This window comes from Pseudomonas sp. MWU16-30323 (assembly GCF_020515595.1).
Classification (GTDB): domain Bacteria; phylum Pseudomonadota; class Gammaproteobacteria; order Pseudomonadales; family Pseudomonadaceae; genus Aquipseudomonas; species Aquipseudomonas yamanorum.
The window spans coordinates 111,237-126,439 of the sequence record NZ_JAIWYM010000012.1 but is presented as its reverse complement, the minus strand read 5'-3'; the positions used below and the strand labels follow the sequence as shown (position 1 = coordinate 126,439).

Sequence of the window (15,203 nt, the reverse complement as noted above, 5' to 3'; positions counted from 1 at the left end):
CTAATCCAACTACGGCTAAGGGTTAAAGAGTTATGGACCGGGTTTACTCACCATCAACTGAATGACGGCCTGGTAATCCTCGGTACTGCAGTCCATGCACAAACCACGCGGCGGCATCGCCTTGAAACCCTGGGTCACGTGTTGCACCAGCGTGTCCATACCTTGAGCCAATCTTGGCTTCCAGGCTGCCTGGTCACCCCGTCTAGGGGCGTTGGGCAACTGTCCGGCATGGCAGGCCCCGCAAACGCGGTTGTACACAGCCTCCGGTTCCTGTGTAGCCTGAGCACTGTAAAGTGGCATCAAGACACCGACGGCTAGCAGCCACCTGGTCATACATCGACCTTTTCAGGGTTTGAGAGCGTTTTGCGTTCTAATGCGCAATAAAGGTCTATCGCTCCCGTGAACTTCATCCTTCGCTGGGACAAAGCACACACAAAATCTGCGGCATTATATACTGGCGCTACTGAAACGGAAACGACACCGCTTGCCGCACCTATTCCCGGCACCGCCCACATCGGAAAACTCATGCAACTCAAGAATCCCATCCTCGGCCTGTGCCAACAGTCCACCTTCATGCTCAGCGCCGCCAAAGTCGACCAATGCCCCGATGACGAAGGCTTCGAAGTCGCCTTCGCCGGCCGTTCCAACGCCGGCAAATCCAGCGCGCTGAACACCCTGACCCACGCCAGCCTGGCCCGCACCTCGAAAACCCCGGGGCGCACACAGCTCCTCAACTTCTTCAAGCTAGACGATGATCGGCGTCTGGTCGACCTTCCGGGCTACGGTTATGCAAAAGTACCTATCCCGCTGAAGCTGCACTGGCAGCGTCACCTGGAAGCCTATCTGGGTGGCCGGGAGAGTTTGAAGGGTTTGATTCTGATGATGGACATCCGTCATCCAATGACCGACTTCGACCTGTTGATGCTCGATTGGGCTGTCGCCAGCGGCATGCCGATGCACGTCCTGCTGACCAAGGCCGACAAGCTGACCTACGGCGCAGCCAAGAACACCCTGCTCAAAGTGCAGGCAGAAATCCGTAAGGGTTGGGGCGACGCGGTGACTATCCAGCTGTTCTCGGCGCCAAAACGCATGGGCCTGGAAGACGCCTACACGGTATTGGCAGGCTGGATGGAACTGGCTGACAAGGGTTCGGAAGCCGCCGAGTAAAAACTCGGGGCAAAAAAAACCCCGGACTTCGTATGGGGAGGGGAAGTTCGGGGTCCAAGTTCCGGACCGCTAGGGCGGGGTCCAGATATCTGCCAACACTTAACACAACATAGGAGCATTGAAGGGCTTCACCACCCATTCAGTAACTCTGAGTAGCAATTCACGGGTTAAGTTCCGGCACGTTCAAAAAACTATTGGAAATAACTCGCCGCGTTTTCCGATCTAAAGCGCTGCCGCGGCATGATGCCGCGGCCCAAGCCCCAGGCTTAGTGCGCCTCGTCCCAGTTGTCGCCCACGCCCACGTCCACCACCAGTGGCACATCCAGCTTCGCCGCATCGCTCATGTGTTCACGAATCTTCGCGCTGACTTCAGCGACCAGGTCTTCACGCACCTCCAGTACCAATTCATCGTGCACCTGAAGGATCACCTTGGCGTCCAGGCCCGAGGCCGTCAGCCAGTTGTCGACCTTGACCATGGCCTTCTTGATGATATCGGCCGCAGTGCCCTGCATCGGCGCGTTGATCGCCGTACGCTCGGCGCCGGCACGTTCCTGAGGCTTGTTGGAGTTGATCTCCGGCAGGTACAGGCGACGCCCGAACAAGGTTTCCACGTAGCCCTGGTCAGCCGCCTGGGCACGGGTGCGCTCCATGTACTCGCGAACACCCGGGTAGCGGGCGAAGTACACATCGATGTAAGCCTTGGCGGTCTTGGTGTCGACGCCGATGTCCTTGCCGAGCTTCTGGGCGCCCATGCCGTAGATCAGGCCAAAGTTGATCGCCTTGGCGCTGCGTCGCTGATTGGACGTGACCTCAGCCAACTCAACCTTGAACACCTCGGCCGCCGTGGCGGTGTGCACGTCCAGGTCGTCGCGGAACGCATTCAGCAACCCTGCGTCCTTGGACAAATGCGCCATGATGCGCAACTCGATCTGCGAATAGTCCGCCGCCAGCAGCTTGTAGCCCTTGGGCGCGACAAACGCCTGGCGAATACGCCGGCCTTCGGCGGTACGCACCGGAATGTTCTGCAGGTTTGGATCGCTGGAGGACAGGCGCCCGGTTGCCGCGACGGCCTGGTGATAGGACGTGTGAACCCGCCCGGTACGCGGGTTGATCTGCTCCGGCAAGCGATCGGTATAGGTGCTTTTCAGCTTGCTCATGCTGCGGTACTGCATCAGCACTTTTGGCAACGGATAGTCGTCTTCAGCCAATTTGGCCAAGACTTCCTCGGCCGTCGAGGCCTGCCCCTTGCCGGTCTTCTTCAACACCGGCAGCCCGAGTTTCTCGTAGAGAATCGCACCCAACTGCTTGGGCGAGCCCAGGTTGAATTCCTCGCCGGCGATTTCATACGCCTGACGCTCGAGTTCGACCATCTTGTTGCCCAGCTCGATGCTCTGGATGCCCAGCAAGGCGGCATCCACCAGGGCGCCCTGGCGCTCAATGCGCGCCAGCACTGGCACCAGCGGCATCTCGATGTCGGACAATACGCTGGCCAGGGTAGGAATAGCGGCAAGCTGCTTGTGCAATTCCTGGTGCAAACGCAGGGTCACATCCGCGTCTTCCGCCGCGTAAGGGCCGGCTTGCTCCAGGGCAATCTGGTCAAAGGTCAGTTGCTTGGCGCCTTTGCCAGCGATGTCCTGGAAGCTGACGGTGTCGTGGTCCAGGTACTTCTTCGCCAGGCTGTCCATGTCATGGCGAGTCGCCACGGAGTTCAGCACGTAGGATTCAAGCATGGTGTCGAAGGCGATGCCGCGCACGGTGATGCCGTGTGCCGGGTCGCCACCGATGGCGCAATTGGCCAGGATGTTCATGTCGAACTTCGCATGCTGGCCGACCTTGAGTTTTTCCGGGTCTTCGAGCAACGGCTTCAGGGCCAGCAGCACGGTGTCCCGATCCAGCTGTTCGGGTGCACCGATGTAGGAGTGGGTCAGCGGAATGTAGGCGGCTTCATGGGCCTGCACGGCAAACGACACACCCACGAGTTGCGCTTTCTGAGCGTCGATCCCGGTAGTTTCGGTATCAAAGGCGAACAGCTTGGCGTCGTTGAGCTTCTTCAGCCAGACATCGAACTGAGCCTGGGTGAGGATGGTTTCGTACACCGGCTCTACAGAAACCGGCGCAACTGTCTCAACCACTTCCTCGGCGACTGCGGCCGACGGAGCTGCGCTCAATTCAACCCGCTTGGCATCGCGCTGAATCTCGTCAATCCAGCTCTTGAACTCCAGCAGCGTGTACAGCTCCAGCAGCTTCTCGCGATCCGGCTCGATCAGGTGCAAATCGTCCAGGCCCACATCCAGCGGCACGTCGATCTTGATCGTTGCCAACTGGTAGGACAGGAACGCGCTTTCCTTGTGCTCTTCGAGCTTGGCGACCAGGGTCTTGGCACCACGAATCGGCAAGGTCGGCACGATATCGAGCTGCTCGTAGAGCTCTTTCAAACCGCCGTTCACGCCTACCAACAGGCCGGAAGCCGTCTTCGGACCAATGCCCGGAACGCCCGGGATGTTGTCGGACGAGTCGCCCATCAACGCCAGGTAATCGATGATCTGCTCCGGAGCGACACCGAATTTCTCCTTCACGCCCTCAACGTCCATGGCGCTACCGGTCATGGTGTTGACCAAGGTAATGTGCCCGTCCACCAACTGCGCCATGTCCTTGTCGCCGGTGGAAATCACCACCGGACGGTCGGCGGCCGCGCTGCTGCGGGCCAGGGTGCCGATCACGTCGTCCGCTTCCACGCCTTCGACGCACAGCAGCGGGAAGCCCAGGGCGATCACGCTCTGGTGCAACGGCTCGATCTGCACGCGCATGTCATCGGGCATGCTCGCGCGGTTGGCCTTGTATTCGGCGTACAGCTCATCGCGAAATGTCCCGCCCTTGGCGTCGAACACCACCGCGAACGGACTGTTCGGGTACTGTTTGCGCAGGCTTTTGAGCATGTTCAGCACGCCCTTGACCGCGCCGGTAGGCAGGCCTTTGGAAGTGGTGAGCGGCGGGAGCGCGTGAAAGGCGCGGTACAGGTAAGAAGAACCGTCCACCAGGACGAGGGGGGCTTGGCTCATGAGCAGGATCAACCTTTTCGGCGGGTCAGGCGCTAGAATAGCCGGACCAATGACGACAAAGGGACAAGGTTATCATGCGTACAGTAAATCGCTTGTTGTTGACCGGCTTGATTGCATTCCTTCCGCTGGCCGCCATGGCAGCCGACGGGGCGCCTTCGGCAGATCCGGAGGTCACCATTCGCACGGAAGGCGACAAGACCATCCAGGAATACCGCCAAAATGGCTTCCTGTACGCAATCAAGGTAACTCAGAAAGGCTTTCCGCCTTACTTCCTGGTGCGCGCGGACGGAACCGATGCGAACTTCATCCGCTCTGACCAGCCGGATATGCTGATCCCGTCATGGAAGATTTTCGAATGGAAATGATTTCTTAACTTTAATCGGCGCTGCTCCCCGCAGCGCCCGTAACGGCAGTTTTAACCATGTCTGTGTTCACCCCCCTGGCTCGGCCCGAGCTGGAAACCTTTCTTGCCCCTTACGGGCTCGGCCGCCTGCTTGATTTCCAGGGGATTGCCGCTGGTAGTGAAAACACCAATTTCTTCATCAGCCTGGAACAGGGCGAATTTGTCCTGACCCTGGTCGAGCGCGGCCCCGTGCAGGAAATGCCGTTCTTCATCGAACTGCTGGACGTGCTCCACGACGCCGACCTGCCAGTGCCTTACGCCCTGCGTACCACCGACGGCGTGGCCTTGCGCGAGTTGGCGGGCAAACCGGCGCTGTTGCAACCGCGCCTGGCGGGCAAGCACATCAAGGACGCCAACGCCCAGCATTGCGTGCAAGTGGGCGAATTGCTCGGTCACCTGCACTTGGCCACCCAAGGCGACAAGGTGCTGGAACGCAAGACCGATCGCGGGCTGGACTGGATGCTCAGCGAAGGCGCGCAACTGATTTCACACCTCGACGCGGAACAACAACGCCTGCTGCAAGCTGCGCTGGATGAGATCGAGGCGCACAAGATGCAGATCCTCGCGCTGCCCCGGGCGAATATCCACGCCGACCTGTTCCGCGACAACGCGATGTTCGAAGGTACGCACCTGACCGGGCTGATCGACTTCTACAACGCCTGCTCGGGGCCGATGCTGTACGACGTGGCGATCGCCCTGAACGACTGGTGCTCGGACGCCGACGGCGTGATCGACGGCCAGCGGGCACGGGCATTGTTGGGGGCTTATGCGGGCTTGCGACCGTTCACTGCCAAGGAAGCAGAGCTGTGGCCGACCATGCTGCGTGTGGCCTGTGTGCGGTTCTGGCTGTCACGCCTGATTGCGGCCGAATCGTTCGCCGGCCAGGACGTGCTGATTCACGACCCGCGAGAGTTTCAGGTGCGCCTGGCGCAACGCCAGCAGGTCAAGACCCCGCTGCCGTTCGCCCTCTAAAGATCGTACACGGTCAAAAAAAGTGGGAGCGGGCTTGCTCGCGAAGGCGGTGGATCAGTCAATGCATCTGCTGCCTGACACTCCGCCTTCGCGAGCAAGCCCGCTCCCACATTTGATCTTCGCTGAGCCTTACAGGGATTCCAGGCACCCAGCCAGGTCATTCCCCAGCTTCTCCAGCACCTGCTCATACCCCTGGGCGGAGGCCGGCGTGTAACCGCCCAACGCATCCAGCTCGGCCAGCTTCACCGGCAAACCCGCCACCAGCGTTTCCGCCAGGCGAGGGCGCAATGGCGGCTCGCTGAACACACACGTCTTGCCCACTTCCTGCAAACGCGTGCGCATCGCCGCCACGTGCTGGGCGCCAGGCTGTACTTCTGCGGCCACGCTGAATACGCCCGTATGCTTGAGGCCGTAGGCATCTTCGAAGTAATCGAACGCTTCATGGAACACGAAGTAAGGCTTGCCGGCGACGTCCGCCATGCGTGCTTTCAAGCGCGCATCCAGCGCATCCATACGGCCATCAAAGGCCTTCACGTTGCTCTGGTAACGCTCGGCGTTGGCCGGGTCGGCAGTGCTGAGGTCCGCCGCCATGCGGTTGGCGATCACCCGAGCGTTGACCGTCGACAGCCACAAATGCGCATCCAGGCTGCCTGGGCGATGATCGTGATCATGTTCGTCAGCCTCTTCAGCATGGGAGTGGCTATCTTCGGCGAACCGGCGCAATTTCATTCCGGGAAGGTCCTGCACGGCCACCGTCGGCAAGCTGCGGCCTTTCAAGACGCGCGGCAGGAAGCTTTCCATGTCCGGGCCGATCCAATACAGCAGGTCCACCGACTGCACGCGCCGTACGTCGGAAGGACGCAACGCATAGTTATGGGGCGAAGCGCCCGGCGGCAGCAATACCTCGGGAATCGCCACGCCATCCTGCACGGCGGCGGCAATCAGCTGTAACGGTTTGATGCTGGTCAACACCCGAACCTCCGCCTGAGCGGCACCGGCAAGCAGCAAACTGGTGACAAATACGACAAAAACGGGAAAAAGTCTGGACACGATGACCACTCAAGGAGGCAGGAACAGGTAACATAATAACGTCTCTCACAAATATCTGTCGCCGCTCATGCCTAAAACACCGCTTGCCAGCCGTCCCCACGACCACTCTCACTGCGTGCACACCGCGCTGTCAGAGGCCGACGCCTTGTGCGCGCGCCAAGGGCTGCGCCTGACCGCCCTGCGTCGCCGGGTGCTGGAGCTGGTGTGGCAAAGCCATAAGCCACTGGGTGCCTACGACATCCTCGGCGTACTCAGCGAGCAGGATGGCCGCCGCGCCGCGCCGCCCACGGTGTACCGCGCGCTGGACTTCCTGCTGGACAACGGCCTGGTGCATCGCATCTCGTCGCTCAACGCCTTTGTCGGCTGCAACCACCCGGAACACGCGCACCAGGGCCAGTTCCTGATTTGCCGCGAATGCCACGCCGCCATCGAGCTTGAGCAAAAAAGCATCAGCGACAGCATCATCAAGAGCGCCGGCGACGTCGGCTTCAAGGTCGAAGGGCAAACCGTCGAAGTCGTCGGTGTGTGCTCGGGCTGCCAGGGGGCTTGATGAGCACTGCGTTAATCCGCCTGGAGCAAGTCGGGGTCACGTTCGCCGGGCAAAACGTGCTGGACAACATCGCCCTGAGCGTCGAGCCGGGGCAGATCGTCACGCTGATCGGCCCCAACGGCGCCGGCAAGACCACCTTGGTGCGCGCCGTGCTCGGGCTGCTCAAACCCGACAGCGGCAGCGTTTGGCGCAAGCCTAAATTGCGAGTGGGCTACATGCCGCAAAAGCTGCATGTGGACCCGACCCTGCCCCTGTCAGTACTGCGCTTCCTGCGCCTGGTGCCCGGCGTAGACCGCGCCCGCGCGCAGTCCGCCCTTAAGGAAGTCGGCGCCGAACAGGTGATCGACAGCCCGGTGCAAAGCATCTCCGGCGGCGAAATGCAGCGTGTGCTGCTGGCCCGCGCCCTGCTGCGCGAACCGGAACTGCTGGTACTCGATGAACCCGTGCAAGGCGTCGACGTGGCCGGCCAGGCCGAGCTGTACAGCCTGATTACCCGCCTGCGGGACCGCCATGGCTGCGGCGTGCTGATGGTCTCCCACGATTTACATCTGGTGATGAGCACCACCGACCAGGTGGTGTGCCTCAATCGCCACGTGTGCTGCTCCGGCCACCCGGAACAGGTCAGCGGCGACCCGGCTTTCGTCGAGCTGTTCGGCAAGAACGCCCAGAGCCTGGCGATCTATCACCACCATCACGACCACGCCCATGACCTGCATGGCGCTGTTGTCTCTGACCCCGCCACACCCCATACCCACGTTCATGGAGATAGCTGCAAGCATGGCTGATTTTCTGCTCTACGCCCTGCTGGCAGGCTTGGCTCTGGCGCTGGTGGCGGGCCCACTGGGCTCGTTCGTGGTCTGGCGGCGCATGGCCTATTTTGGCGACACCTTGTCCCACGCTGCGCTGCTGGGCGTGGCCATGGGTTTCCTGCTGGATGTGAGCCCAACCATTGCCGTCACCGTCGGCTGCCTGCTGCTGGCGGTGCTGCTGGTGACCCTGCAACAGCGCCAGCCGCTGGCTTCCGATACGCTGCTGGGCATCCTGGCCCCAAGCACCTTGTCCCTGGGCCTGGTGGTGCTGAGCTTCATGCATGAAGTGCGCATCGACCTGATGGCCTACCTGTTCGGCGACCTGCTGGCCATCAGCCCCACCGACCTGGCATGGATCCTCGGCGGCAGCGCGGCAGTGCTGGTGCTGCTGGTGACCTTGTGGCGCCCACTGCTGGCGATCACCGTCCACGAAGAACTCGCCACTGTCGAAGGCTTGCCCGTGGCCGCGCTGCGCATGACCCTGATGCTGCTGATCGCCGTGGTGATTGCTGTCGCGATGAAGATTGTCGGCGTATTGTTGATCACATCACTGCTGATCATCCCGGCGGCGGCGGCCCAGCGTCACGCCCGTTCGCCGGAGCAAATGGCGGTCGGCGCCAGCCTGTTGGGGATGCTTGCAGTGTGCGGTGGCCTGGCGCTGTCCTGGTTCAAGGACACCCCGGCCGGCCCGTCGATTGTGGTCACGGCGGCCGCCCTGTTTCTGCTGAGTTTTGTCCTGCCCCGTCGTGGGGTGTAGACTTGCTCGCTTTTTGCGCAATTAGAGAGTCGCAGGAATGAAGCTGTTCAACGCCCGTTATCTGCTCCTTGCCGCATTTTCCTTGCTGCTGGGCGCCTGCCAAAGCACCCCGCCCGCCGCCCCCCAGGCGCCGGACGCACGCGCTGCGGCCATCGCACAGCTGGAGCAAAACCTCGCCAGCAGTGAACTGGCCACCGCCGAAGACGAGCTGGCCGCCTTGCAGGCCCAGTCGCCCAACGACCCGGCGCTGGAGCCTTATCAGCGCCAACTGGCCGAAGCCTATTTGCAGCGCAGCCAGATCGTCCTGCAAAAAGGTGACGTCAACGCAGCTGCCACGGCCCTGAGCCGCGCTCGGGCATTGATGCCCAAGGCGCCGGCGCTGACCGGCGGCGTCAACAGCGCGATTGCCCACGCCCGTAAAGTCGAGCTGGACAAAGCCGAGGCCGCCTTGAAAGCCGCTGAGGCCAAGCCACCGGCCAAGGTCATCGACCCGGCAGCGCCAAGCACCACGGTTGCGCTGAACCTCACCGATATTGAGGCACTGCGCCATCAACTCGATGAGATCGCCACCGATGTGGTGAATTACCAGTGCGATGTGAGCATCCAGGCACCGCGCACCGAAGATTACCCATGGCTGGCCACGCTGCTGACCAAACGGGTGAAGCGCATCGATTCGGGGTATGACCTGAAGATTCACCGGCAGATCCTGAAGAAGGTCCCGGCGCAGGTTGTACTGATTCCGCGTAAGACTGAATAAAGCATCGCAGGCAAGCCAGCTCCCACACTTGAATGTATTCACAATTCAAAATGTGGGAGCTGGCTTGCCTGCGATAGCGGTCTAACAAACAACCAATAGCTTAAGCCGGAACAGCTTTAGCCTTCGGCTCCCGCTCCCAGACCCGATGCTGGGCAATCGCTGCAAAGAACGCCTTCAACGCCTTCGCATCACCGCCCACTATCAGCCCCGCATCTGCCTCAAGCTTCAGCACATCCAGCAGCTGCTTCGCCTCACCGGCCAGGGCAATTGCTTTCAAGTGCTTGTACGCCTCCAGCAGGTAATGCAATGCAACGCCGTCGCCACTCAGTGCCTGAACCGACTTGGCACCACCCGGCACAAACACCGCATCGAACGCTACCGAAGGCAAGCCTTCCATTGACGCATCCACCGGCAGGCTCTTGCCCTCCGCCGTCATCACCGGTGCCGATGTCGGCCCGAGCAGCTTCGCATGCGCACCCTCGGCTTCCAGCGCCTTCTTCAAGGCGTCAATCGCCGCACCATCAACGCCGTTCGCCGCCAGGATCGCGACCTTGCGGGTCTTGATATCACCCGACAGCAAGTTGGCCTGGCTCAACGCTGGCGAACGTTCCGGAGACGTCTTGCGCTCCGGCACCGTGCCTTTCTTCGGCGCCGGCAAGCCCAGGTTCTGCGCCACGCGCTTGGCCAGTTCGAGGTCGATGTTGGCGAGGATCTCGTTCACCTGCCGGGCCCGGATGAATTCACGCTCCACCTTGCCCAGCTCGAAGCTATAGGCCGCGATGATGTGCTCTTGCTCGTGCTTGCTCATGCTGCGGAAAAACAAGCGCGCCTGGGAGAAGTGATCACCGAACGACTCGCTGCGCGCGCGGATCTTGTGGGCGTCGATTCGCTCCGGATAGGTCTCAAAACCACCGTCCTGCGCCGCAGGCGGAGTTTCTTTCGGCCAGCCGCCATCAATGGAGTTCGGCTCGTAGGACGCGCGCCCCTTGTCGATGGTGGTGCGGTGCATGGCATCACGCTGGCCGTTATGGAACGGCGCGACCGGACGGTTGATCGGCAACTCGTGAAAGTTCGGGCCGCCGAGTCGGCTGATCTGCGTGTCGGTGTAGGAAAACAGGCGGCCTTGCAGCAGCGGGTCATTGGAGAAGTCGATACCCGGCACGATATGCCCCGGGCAGAACGCCACTTGCTCGGTCTCGGCAAAGTAGTTGTCCGGGTTGCGGTTGAGCACCATCTTGCCCAGCGGCGTGATGGGCACCAGCTCTTCGGGGATCAACTTGGTCGGGTCGAGAATATCGAAGTCGAACTTATGCTCGTCTTCTTCGGCGATGATCTGCACGCCCAATTCCCACTCCGGGTAATCGCCACTTTCAATGGATTCCCACAGGTCACGACGGTGGAAGTCCGTGTCTTTGCCCGCCAGCTTCTGCGCCTCGTCCCACACCAGGGAACAGGTGCCGACGGTAGGACGCCAGTGGAATTTGACGAAGTTGGATTTACCCTCGGCATTCACCAGGCGGAAGGTGTGTACACCAAACCCCTGCATGGTCCGTAGGCTTTTTGGAATGGCCCGGTCAGACATGGCCCAAATCACCATGTGCGCCGACTCCGGCTGCAGCGAGACAAAATCCCAGAACGTATCGTGGGCCGAGCCGCCGGTAGGAATCTCGTTGTGGGGCTCAGGTTTTACCGCATGCACGAAGTCAGGAAACTTGATCGCGTCCTGAATGAAAAATACCGGCATGTTGTTGCCCACCAGGTCGAAGTTGCCCTCGTCGGTGAAGAACTTCACGGCAAAACCACGCACGTCACGCACGGTATCACCCGAACCACGAGGGCCCTGCACCGTGGAGAAACGCGCAAAGACCGGGGTTTTATGCGCAGGGTTACGCAGGAACCCGGCCTTGGTCAGCGCCGAATGGTTTTCATAGGTCTGGAAATAACCATGGGCACCGGTACCCCGGGCATGGACGATACGCTCCGGGATGCGCTCATGGTCAAAGTGCGTGATTTTTTCACGCATGATGAAATCTTCCAGCAGCGAAGGCCCGCGGGAACCGACCTTCAAGCTGTTCTGGTTATCGGAAACCTTCACGCCCTGGTTGGTACGCAGCGCCTGGCCGGTAGCGTCAGAACGAAATGTTTCCAGGCTTTGCAGCTTGGCGTTGGTATTGCCACGGTCCAGAGTGTCGGTACCCGCAAGTTCGCTCTTGGGCGGGGTAACTGGCTTTTTAGTACTCATCAGACAAAAACTCCTCGTTTGCGTAGGCCAGAGCGATCCCCGGCTCTTCTTGAGCAAAACCCCAGGCACGGCACCTGGGAATTTCGAGTTGCTTAAGTAGTGACTGGCACGGTTTTGTACCGTTCCTTTTTTATGACCTTTGATCGCGTTATTGCCAAATCGCTGGTCGGATGAGAAATAAATGCTAAGAAACGCTATACGGACAGGCTAAAATGCGCGCCCGGCTAACCGCTGATCCCTTTTTAATGCGCCCCACAAGGTTCGCTACGTGATCGAGTTTCATAACGTCCATAAAACCTACCGGGTCGCCGGTAAGGATATCCCCGCACTGCATCCCACCAACCTGCGCGTCGAAAATGGCCAGGTGTTTGGTCTGATCGGCCATTCCGGTGCGGGAAAAAGTACTTTGCTGCGCCTGATCAATCGCCTGGAAGAACCCAGCGGCGGCCAGATCAAGGTCGATGACGAGGAAGTCACGGCCCTGGACGCCAACGGCCTGCGCCGTTTCCGGCAACAGGTCGGGATGATCTTCCAGCACTTCAACCTGCTGGCCTCCAAGACCGTCGCCGACAACGTGGCACTTCCACTGACCCTCGCGGGCGAGCTTTCCCGCAAGGAGATCGACCTGCGCGTGGCCGAACTGCTGGCCCGGGTCGGCCTGTCCGACCACGCCAAGAAGTACCCGGCGCAGCTGTCCGGCGGCCAGAAGCAACGCGTCGGCATCGCCCGCGCCCTGGCCACCAAGCCGAAAATCCTGCTGTGCGACGAAGCCACCAGTGCCCTCGACCCGCAGACCACCGCCTCGGTGCTGCAACTGCTCGCCGAGATCAACCGCGAGCTGAAGCTGACCATCGTGCTGATCACCCATGAAATGGACGTGATCCGCCGGGTCTGCGACCACGTGGCCGTGATGGACGCCGGCGTGATTGTTGAGCAAGGCACCGTCGCCGACGTGTTCCTGCACCCCAAGCACCCGACCACCAAGCGTTTCGTGCAGGAGTCCGAGCAGGTTGACGAAGGCGAGCAGCGTGATGACTTCGCCCACGTACCGGGCCGCATCGTGCGCCTGACGTTCCAGGGCGAAGCGACCTACGCACCGCTGCTGGGTACCGTCGCCCGCGACACGGGTGTGGACTACAGCATCCTCGCCGGCCGTATCGACCGCATTAAAGACATTCCCTACGGGCAACTGACCCTCGCCGTCACCGGCGGTGACATGGAGGCCGCCTTCGCCGCCTTCACCGCCGCAGACGTCCACATGGAGGTGCTGCGCTAATGGAAATCCTGTTGAGCTTTTTCTCGAATATCGACTGGTCGGAAATCCTGCTGGCCACCGGCGACACCATGACCATGCTGTTCGGCTCGCTGCTGTTCACCGTGTTGCTGGGCCTGCCACTGGGCGTGCTGCTGTTCCTGTGCAGCCCGCGCCAGCTGTTCGAACAAAAAGGCCTGTACGCGATGCTGTCACTGATCGTGAACATCCTGCGTTCGCTGCCGTTCATTATCCTGCTGATCGTGATGATTCCGTTCACGGTGCTGATCACCGGCACCTCCCTGGGGGTTGCCGGTGCGATTCCGCCGCTGGTGGTGGGTGCCACGCCGTTCTTTGCGCGCCTGGTGGAAACCGCGTTGCGTGAAGTGGACCGCGGGATTATCGAAGCGACCCAGGCCATGGGCGCCACTACCCGGCAGATCATCACCAACGCCTTGCTGCCGGAAGCCCGCCCCGGCATCTTCGCGGCGATTACGGTGACGGCGATTACACTGGTTTCCTACACGGCGATGGCCGGTGTGGTAGGTGCCGGTGGTTTGGGTGATCTGGCGATCCGTTTCGGTTATCAGCGCTTCCAGACCGATGTGATGGTGGTCACCGTGGTGCTGCTGCTGATCCTGGTACAAATTCTGCAAACCGTCGGCGACAAGCTGGTGGTGCACTTTTCTCGAAAATAACGGCTATTGCCGGCGCGAAGCCGGCCAATACCCGAACAAGGAGCTTGTTGGATGAAAAAACTACTGGTTGCTTTCGCCGCCGTTGCCGCGTTCTCCGCCCACGCCGCCGAAACCCTGACCGTGGCCGCGTCTCCGGTGCCCCACGCTGAAATCCTCGAATTCGTGAAGCCAGCCCTGGCCAAGGAAGGCGTGGACCTGCAGGTCAAAGTCTTCACCGACTACGTCCAGCCAAACGTACAGGTGGCCGAAAAACGCCTGGACGCCAACTTCTTCCAGCATCAGCCGTACCTGGATGAATTCAACAAAGCCAAGGGCACTCACCTGGTGAGCGTCGGCGCTGTGCACCTGGAGCCTCTGGGCGCCTACTCCAGCAAGTACAAGAAGCTGGAAGACCTGCCAAGCGGCGCCAACGTCGTGATCCCGAACGACGCTACCAACGGCGGCCGCGCGCTGTTGCTGCTGGCCAAGCACAACCTGATCACCCTGAAAGACCCGACCAACATCCTGTCGACCATCAAGGACATCACCGGCAACCCGAAAGACCTGAAGTTCCGCGAACTGGAAGCCGCCACCCTGCCGCGCGTGCTGACCCAGGTCGACCTGGCGCTGATCAACACCAACTACGCCCTGGAAGCCAAGCTGGACCCCTCCAAGGACGCACTGGTGATCGAAGGCAACGACTCGCCTTACGTGAACATTCTGGTGACCCGCGAAGACAATAAGGATTCGGATGCGGTGAAGAAGCTGGTAGCAGCCCTGCACACACCCGAAGTGAAAGCGTTCATTCTTGAGAAGTACAAAGGCGCGATCCTGCCAGCGTTCTGATCCAAAGCTGAAAACCCGATCTCCCAAACACTGGAGATCAAATGTGGGAGCTGGCTTGCCTGCGATGGCATCGCTGCGGTGTATCAGTAACACCGCGCCGCCTGTATCGCAGGCAAGCCAGCTCCCACACTTTTAAGCGCTACACGCCCGGCAACACCTTGGGCATATCCCGCAGCCGGATCCACGGCTCATTGCGCCACTGCAACACACTCAAACTTGCCGTCGACCAGGCCAACCAACTCAGGGCCGGGCCTTCGCTTGCCTGCTGTTTACCCTGCAGGGCGGGCACCACTTCATGGGTCAGCCATTGGCGCAGGGCGCGGTTTTCAGGGCAGTAGTGATAGATCAACATCGCGTACACGCCTGATTCGCTGAGCATCAGGGTGGGTGCAGCGTGGCCGTGAGTGGTCGCCTGTAAGGTTTGTTGTTGGTCAGGATCGAGCTTGCGCAGCAAGGCTTCGTTGAGATGCAGGCCCATCAGATGGCCAATGTCGCGGGCGCTGAACCAGGCTTGGGCGTCGATGAGGATGGCGTGCAGTTGCTGGTGATGGCGGGTGAAGACTTCGGGGGTGCAGGGTGGGTCGGGGGTGAGTACTTTCATGGTCTGACTCCTAACGTATTGAGGGGCCGCCAAGCACTACTTCCACGTAATGGGTGGGGCT

Annotated in this window: 15 protein-coding genes; 10 read left to right on the top strand and 5 right to left on the bottom strand. The window is 60.9% G+C overall.

Annotated elements, in window-relative coordinates; all coding sequences use genetic code 11:
* Positions 1–30: 30 nt before the first annotated feature.
* Positions 31–333, bottom strand: coding sequence for a c-type cytochrome (locus LIY45_RS16405; protein ID WP_226476927.1), 303 nt, complete (start codon positions 331–333; stop codon positions 31–33).
* A 192-nt stretch (positions 334–525) separates the two neighbouring features.
* Between LIY45_RS16405 and yihA the strand changes: the two genes are divergently transcribed.
* Positions 526–1,167, top strand: coding sequence for a ribosome biogenesis GTP-binding protein YihA/YsxC (gene yihA, locus LIY45_RS16400; protein WP_003214811.1), 642 nt, complete (start codon positions 526–528; stop codon positions 1,165–1,167).
* 266 nt (positions 1,168–1,433) lie between these two features.
* On the opposite strand, the gene polA is transcribed toward yihA, so the two are convergent.
* Positions 1,434–4,226, bottom strand: coding sequence for a DNA polymerase I (polA, locus tag LIY45_RS16395; protein ID WP_226476926.1), 2,793 nt, complete (start codon positions 4,224–4,226; stop codon positions 1,434–1,436).
* 74 nt (positions 4,227–4,300) lie between these two features.
* Between polA and LIY45_RS16390 the strand changes: the two genes are divergently transcribed.
* Positions 4,301–4,591, top strand: coding sequence for a DUF2782 domain-containing protein (locus LIY45_RS16390; protein WP_017477978.1), 291 nt, complete (start codon positions 4,301–4,303; stop codon positions 4,589–4,591).
* Positions 4,592–4,647: 56 nt separating this feature from the next.
* Complete coding sequence (locus LIY45_RS16385; protein ID WP_017477977.1) at positions 4,648–5,601, top strand: homoserine kinase; 954 nt, start codon at positions 4,648–4,650, stop codon at positions 5,599–5,601.
* Between the two features lie 129 nt (positions 5,602–5,730).
* Here the strand turns inward: LIY45_RS16385 and LIY45_RS16380 are convergent, their stop codons facing one another.
* Positions 5,731–6,660 (bottom strand): zinc ABC transporter substrate-binding protein, encoded by a 930-nt coding sequence (locus LIY45_RS16380; RefSeq protein WP_226476925.1) that lies wholly within the window; start codon positions 6,658–6,660, stop codon positions 5,731–5,733.
* 46 nt (positions 6,661–6,706) lie between these two features.
* On the opposite strand from LIY45_RS16380, the gene LIY45_RS16375 reads away from it, so the two are divergent.
* The 4 genes from LIY45_RS16375 to LIY45_RS16360 are packed head-to-tail and all read left to right on the top strand — an operon-like array spanning position 6,707 to position 9,524.
* Entirely contained in the window at positions 6,707–7,201 is a 495-nt protein-coding gene (locus tag LIY45_RS16375) for a Fur family transcriptional regulator (protein WP_172834591.1), read from the top strand.
* Entirely contained in the window at positions 7,201–7,986 is a 786-nt protein-coding gene (gene znuC, locus LIY45_RS16370; RefSeq protein ID WP_017477974.1) for a zinc ABC transporter ATP-binding protein ZnuC, read from the top strand. The genes LIY45_RS16375 and znuC overlap by 1 nt, the downstream gene beginning before the upstream one ends.
* A complete protein-coding gene (gene znuB, locus LIY45_RS16365) occupies positions 7,979–8,767 on the top strand; it encodes a zinc ABC transporter permease subunit ZnuB (RefSeq protein ID WP_010168631.1) in 789 nt (262 codons plus the stop codon). Before znuC ends, znuB begins: the two co-directional genes overlap by 8 nt.
* 37 nt (positions 8,768–8,804) lie before the next feature.
* Complete coding sequence (locus LIY45_RS16360) at positions 8,805–9,524, top strand: PA5502 family lipoprotein (protein ID WP_003214825.1); 720 nt, start codon at positions 8,805–8,807, stop codon at positions 9,522–9,524.
* 100 nt (positions 9,525–9,624) lie between these two features.
* On the opposite strand, the gene katE is transcribed toward LIY45_RS16360, so the two are convergent.
* Positions 9,625–11,766: a catalase HPII gene (gene katE / locus LIY45_RS16355; RefSeq protein ID WP_226476924.1), complete on the bottom strand. Its 2,142-nt coding sequence runs from the start codon at positions 11,764–11,766 to the stop codon at positions 9,625–9,627.
* A gap of 268 nt (positions 11,767–12,034) precedes the next feature.
* Between katE and LIY45_RS16350 the strand changes: the two genes are divergently transcribed.
* The 3 genes from LIY45_RS16350 to LIY45_RS16340 are packed head-to-tail and all read left to right on the top strand — an operon-like array spanning position 12,035 to position 14,541.
* Positions 12,035–13,042 carry a methionine ABC transporter ATP-binding protein gene (locus tag LIY45_RS16350; protein ID WP_226476923.1) on the top strand — a complete coding sequence of 336 codons (1,008 nt, stop codon included), beginning with the start codon at positions 12,035–12,037 and terminating at the stop codon, positions 13,040–13,042.
* On the top strand, positions 13,042–13,716 hold the full coding sequence (locus tag LIY45_RS16345) for a methionine ABC transporter permease (protein WP_226476922.1): 675 nt from the start codon (positions 13,042–13,044) through the stop codon (positions 13,714–13,716). The genes LIY45_RS16350 and LIY45_RS16345 overlap by 1 nt, the downstream gene beginning before the upstream one ends.
* Before the next feature lie 51 nt (positions 13,717–13,767).
* Positions 13,768–14,541, top strand: a complete 774-nt coding sequence (locus LIY45_RS16340) for a MetQ/NlpA family ABC transporter substrate-binding protein (RefSeq protein WP_177020357.1) — start codon at positions 13,768–13,770, stop codon at positions 14,539–14,541.
* 139 nt (positions 14,542–14,680) lie between these two features.
* On the opposite strand, the gene LIY45_RS16335 is transcribed toward LIY45_RS16340, so the two are convergent.
* Positions 14,681–15,142, bottom strand: a complete 462-nt coding sequence (locus tag LIY45_RS16335) for a Bro-N domain-containing protein (protein ID WP_226476921.1) — start codon at positions 15,140–15,142, stop codon at positions 14,681–14,683.
* Positions 15,143–15,203: the final 61 nt, after the last annotated feature.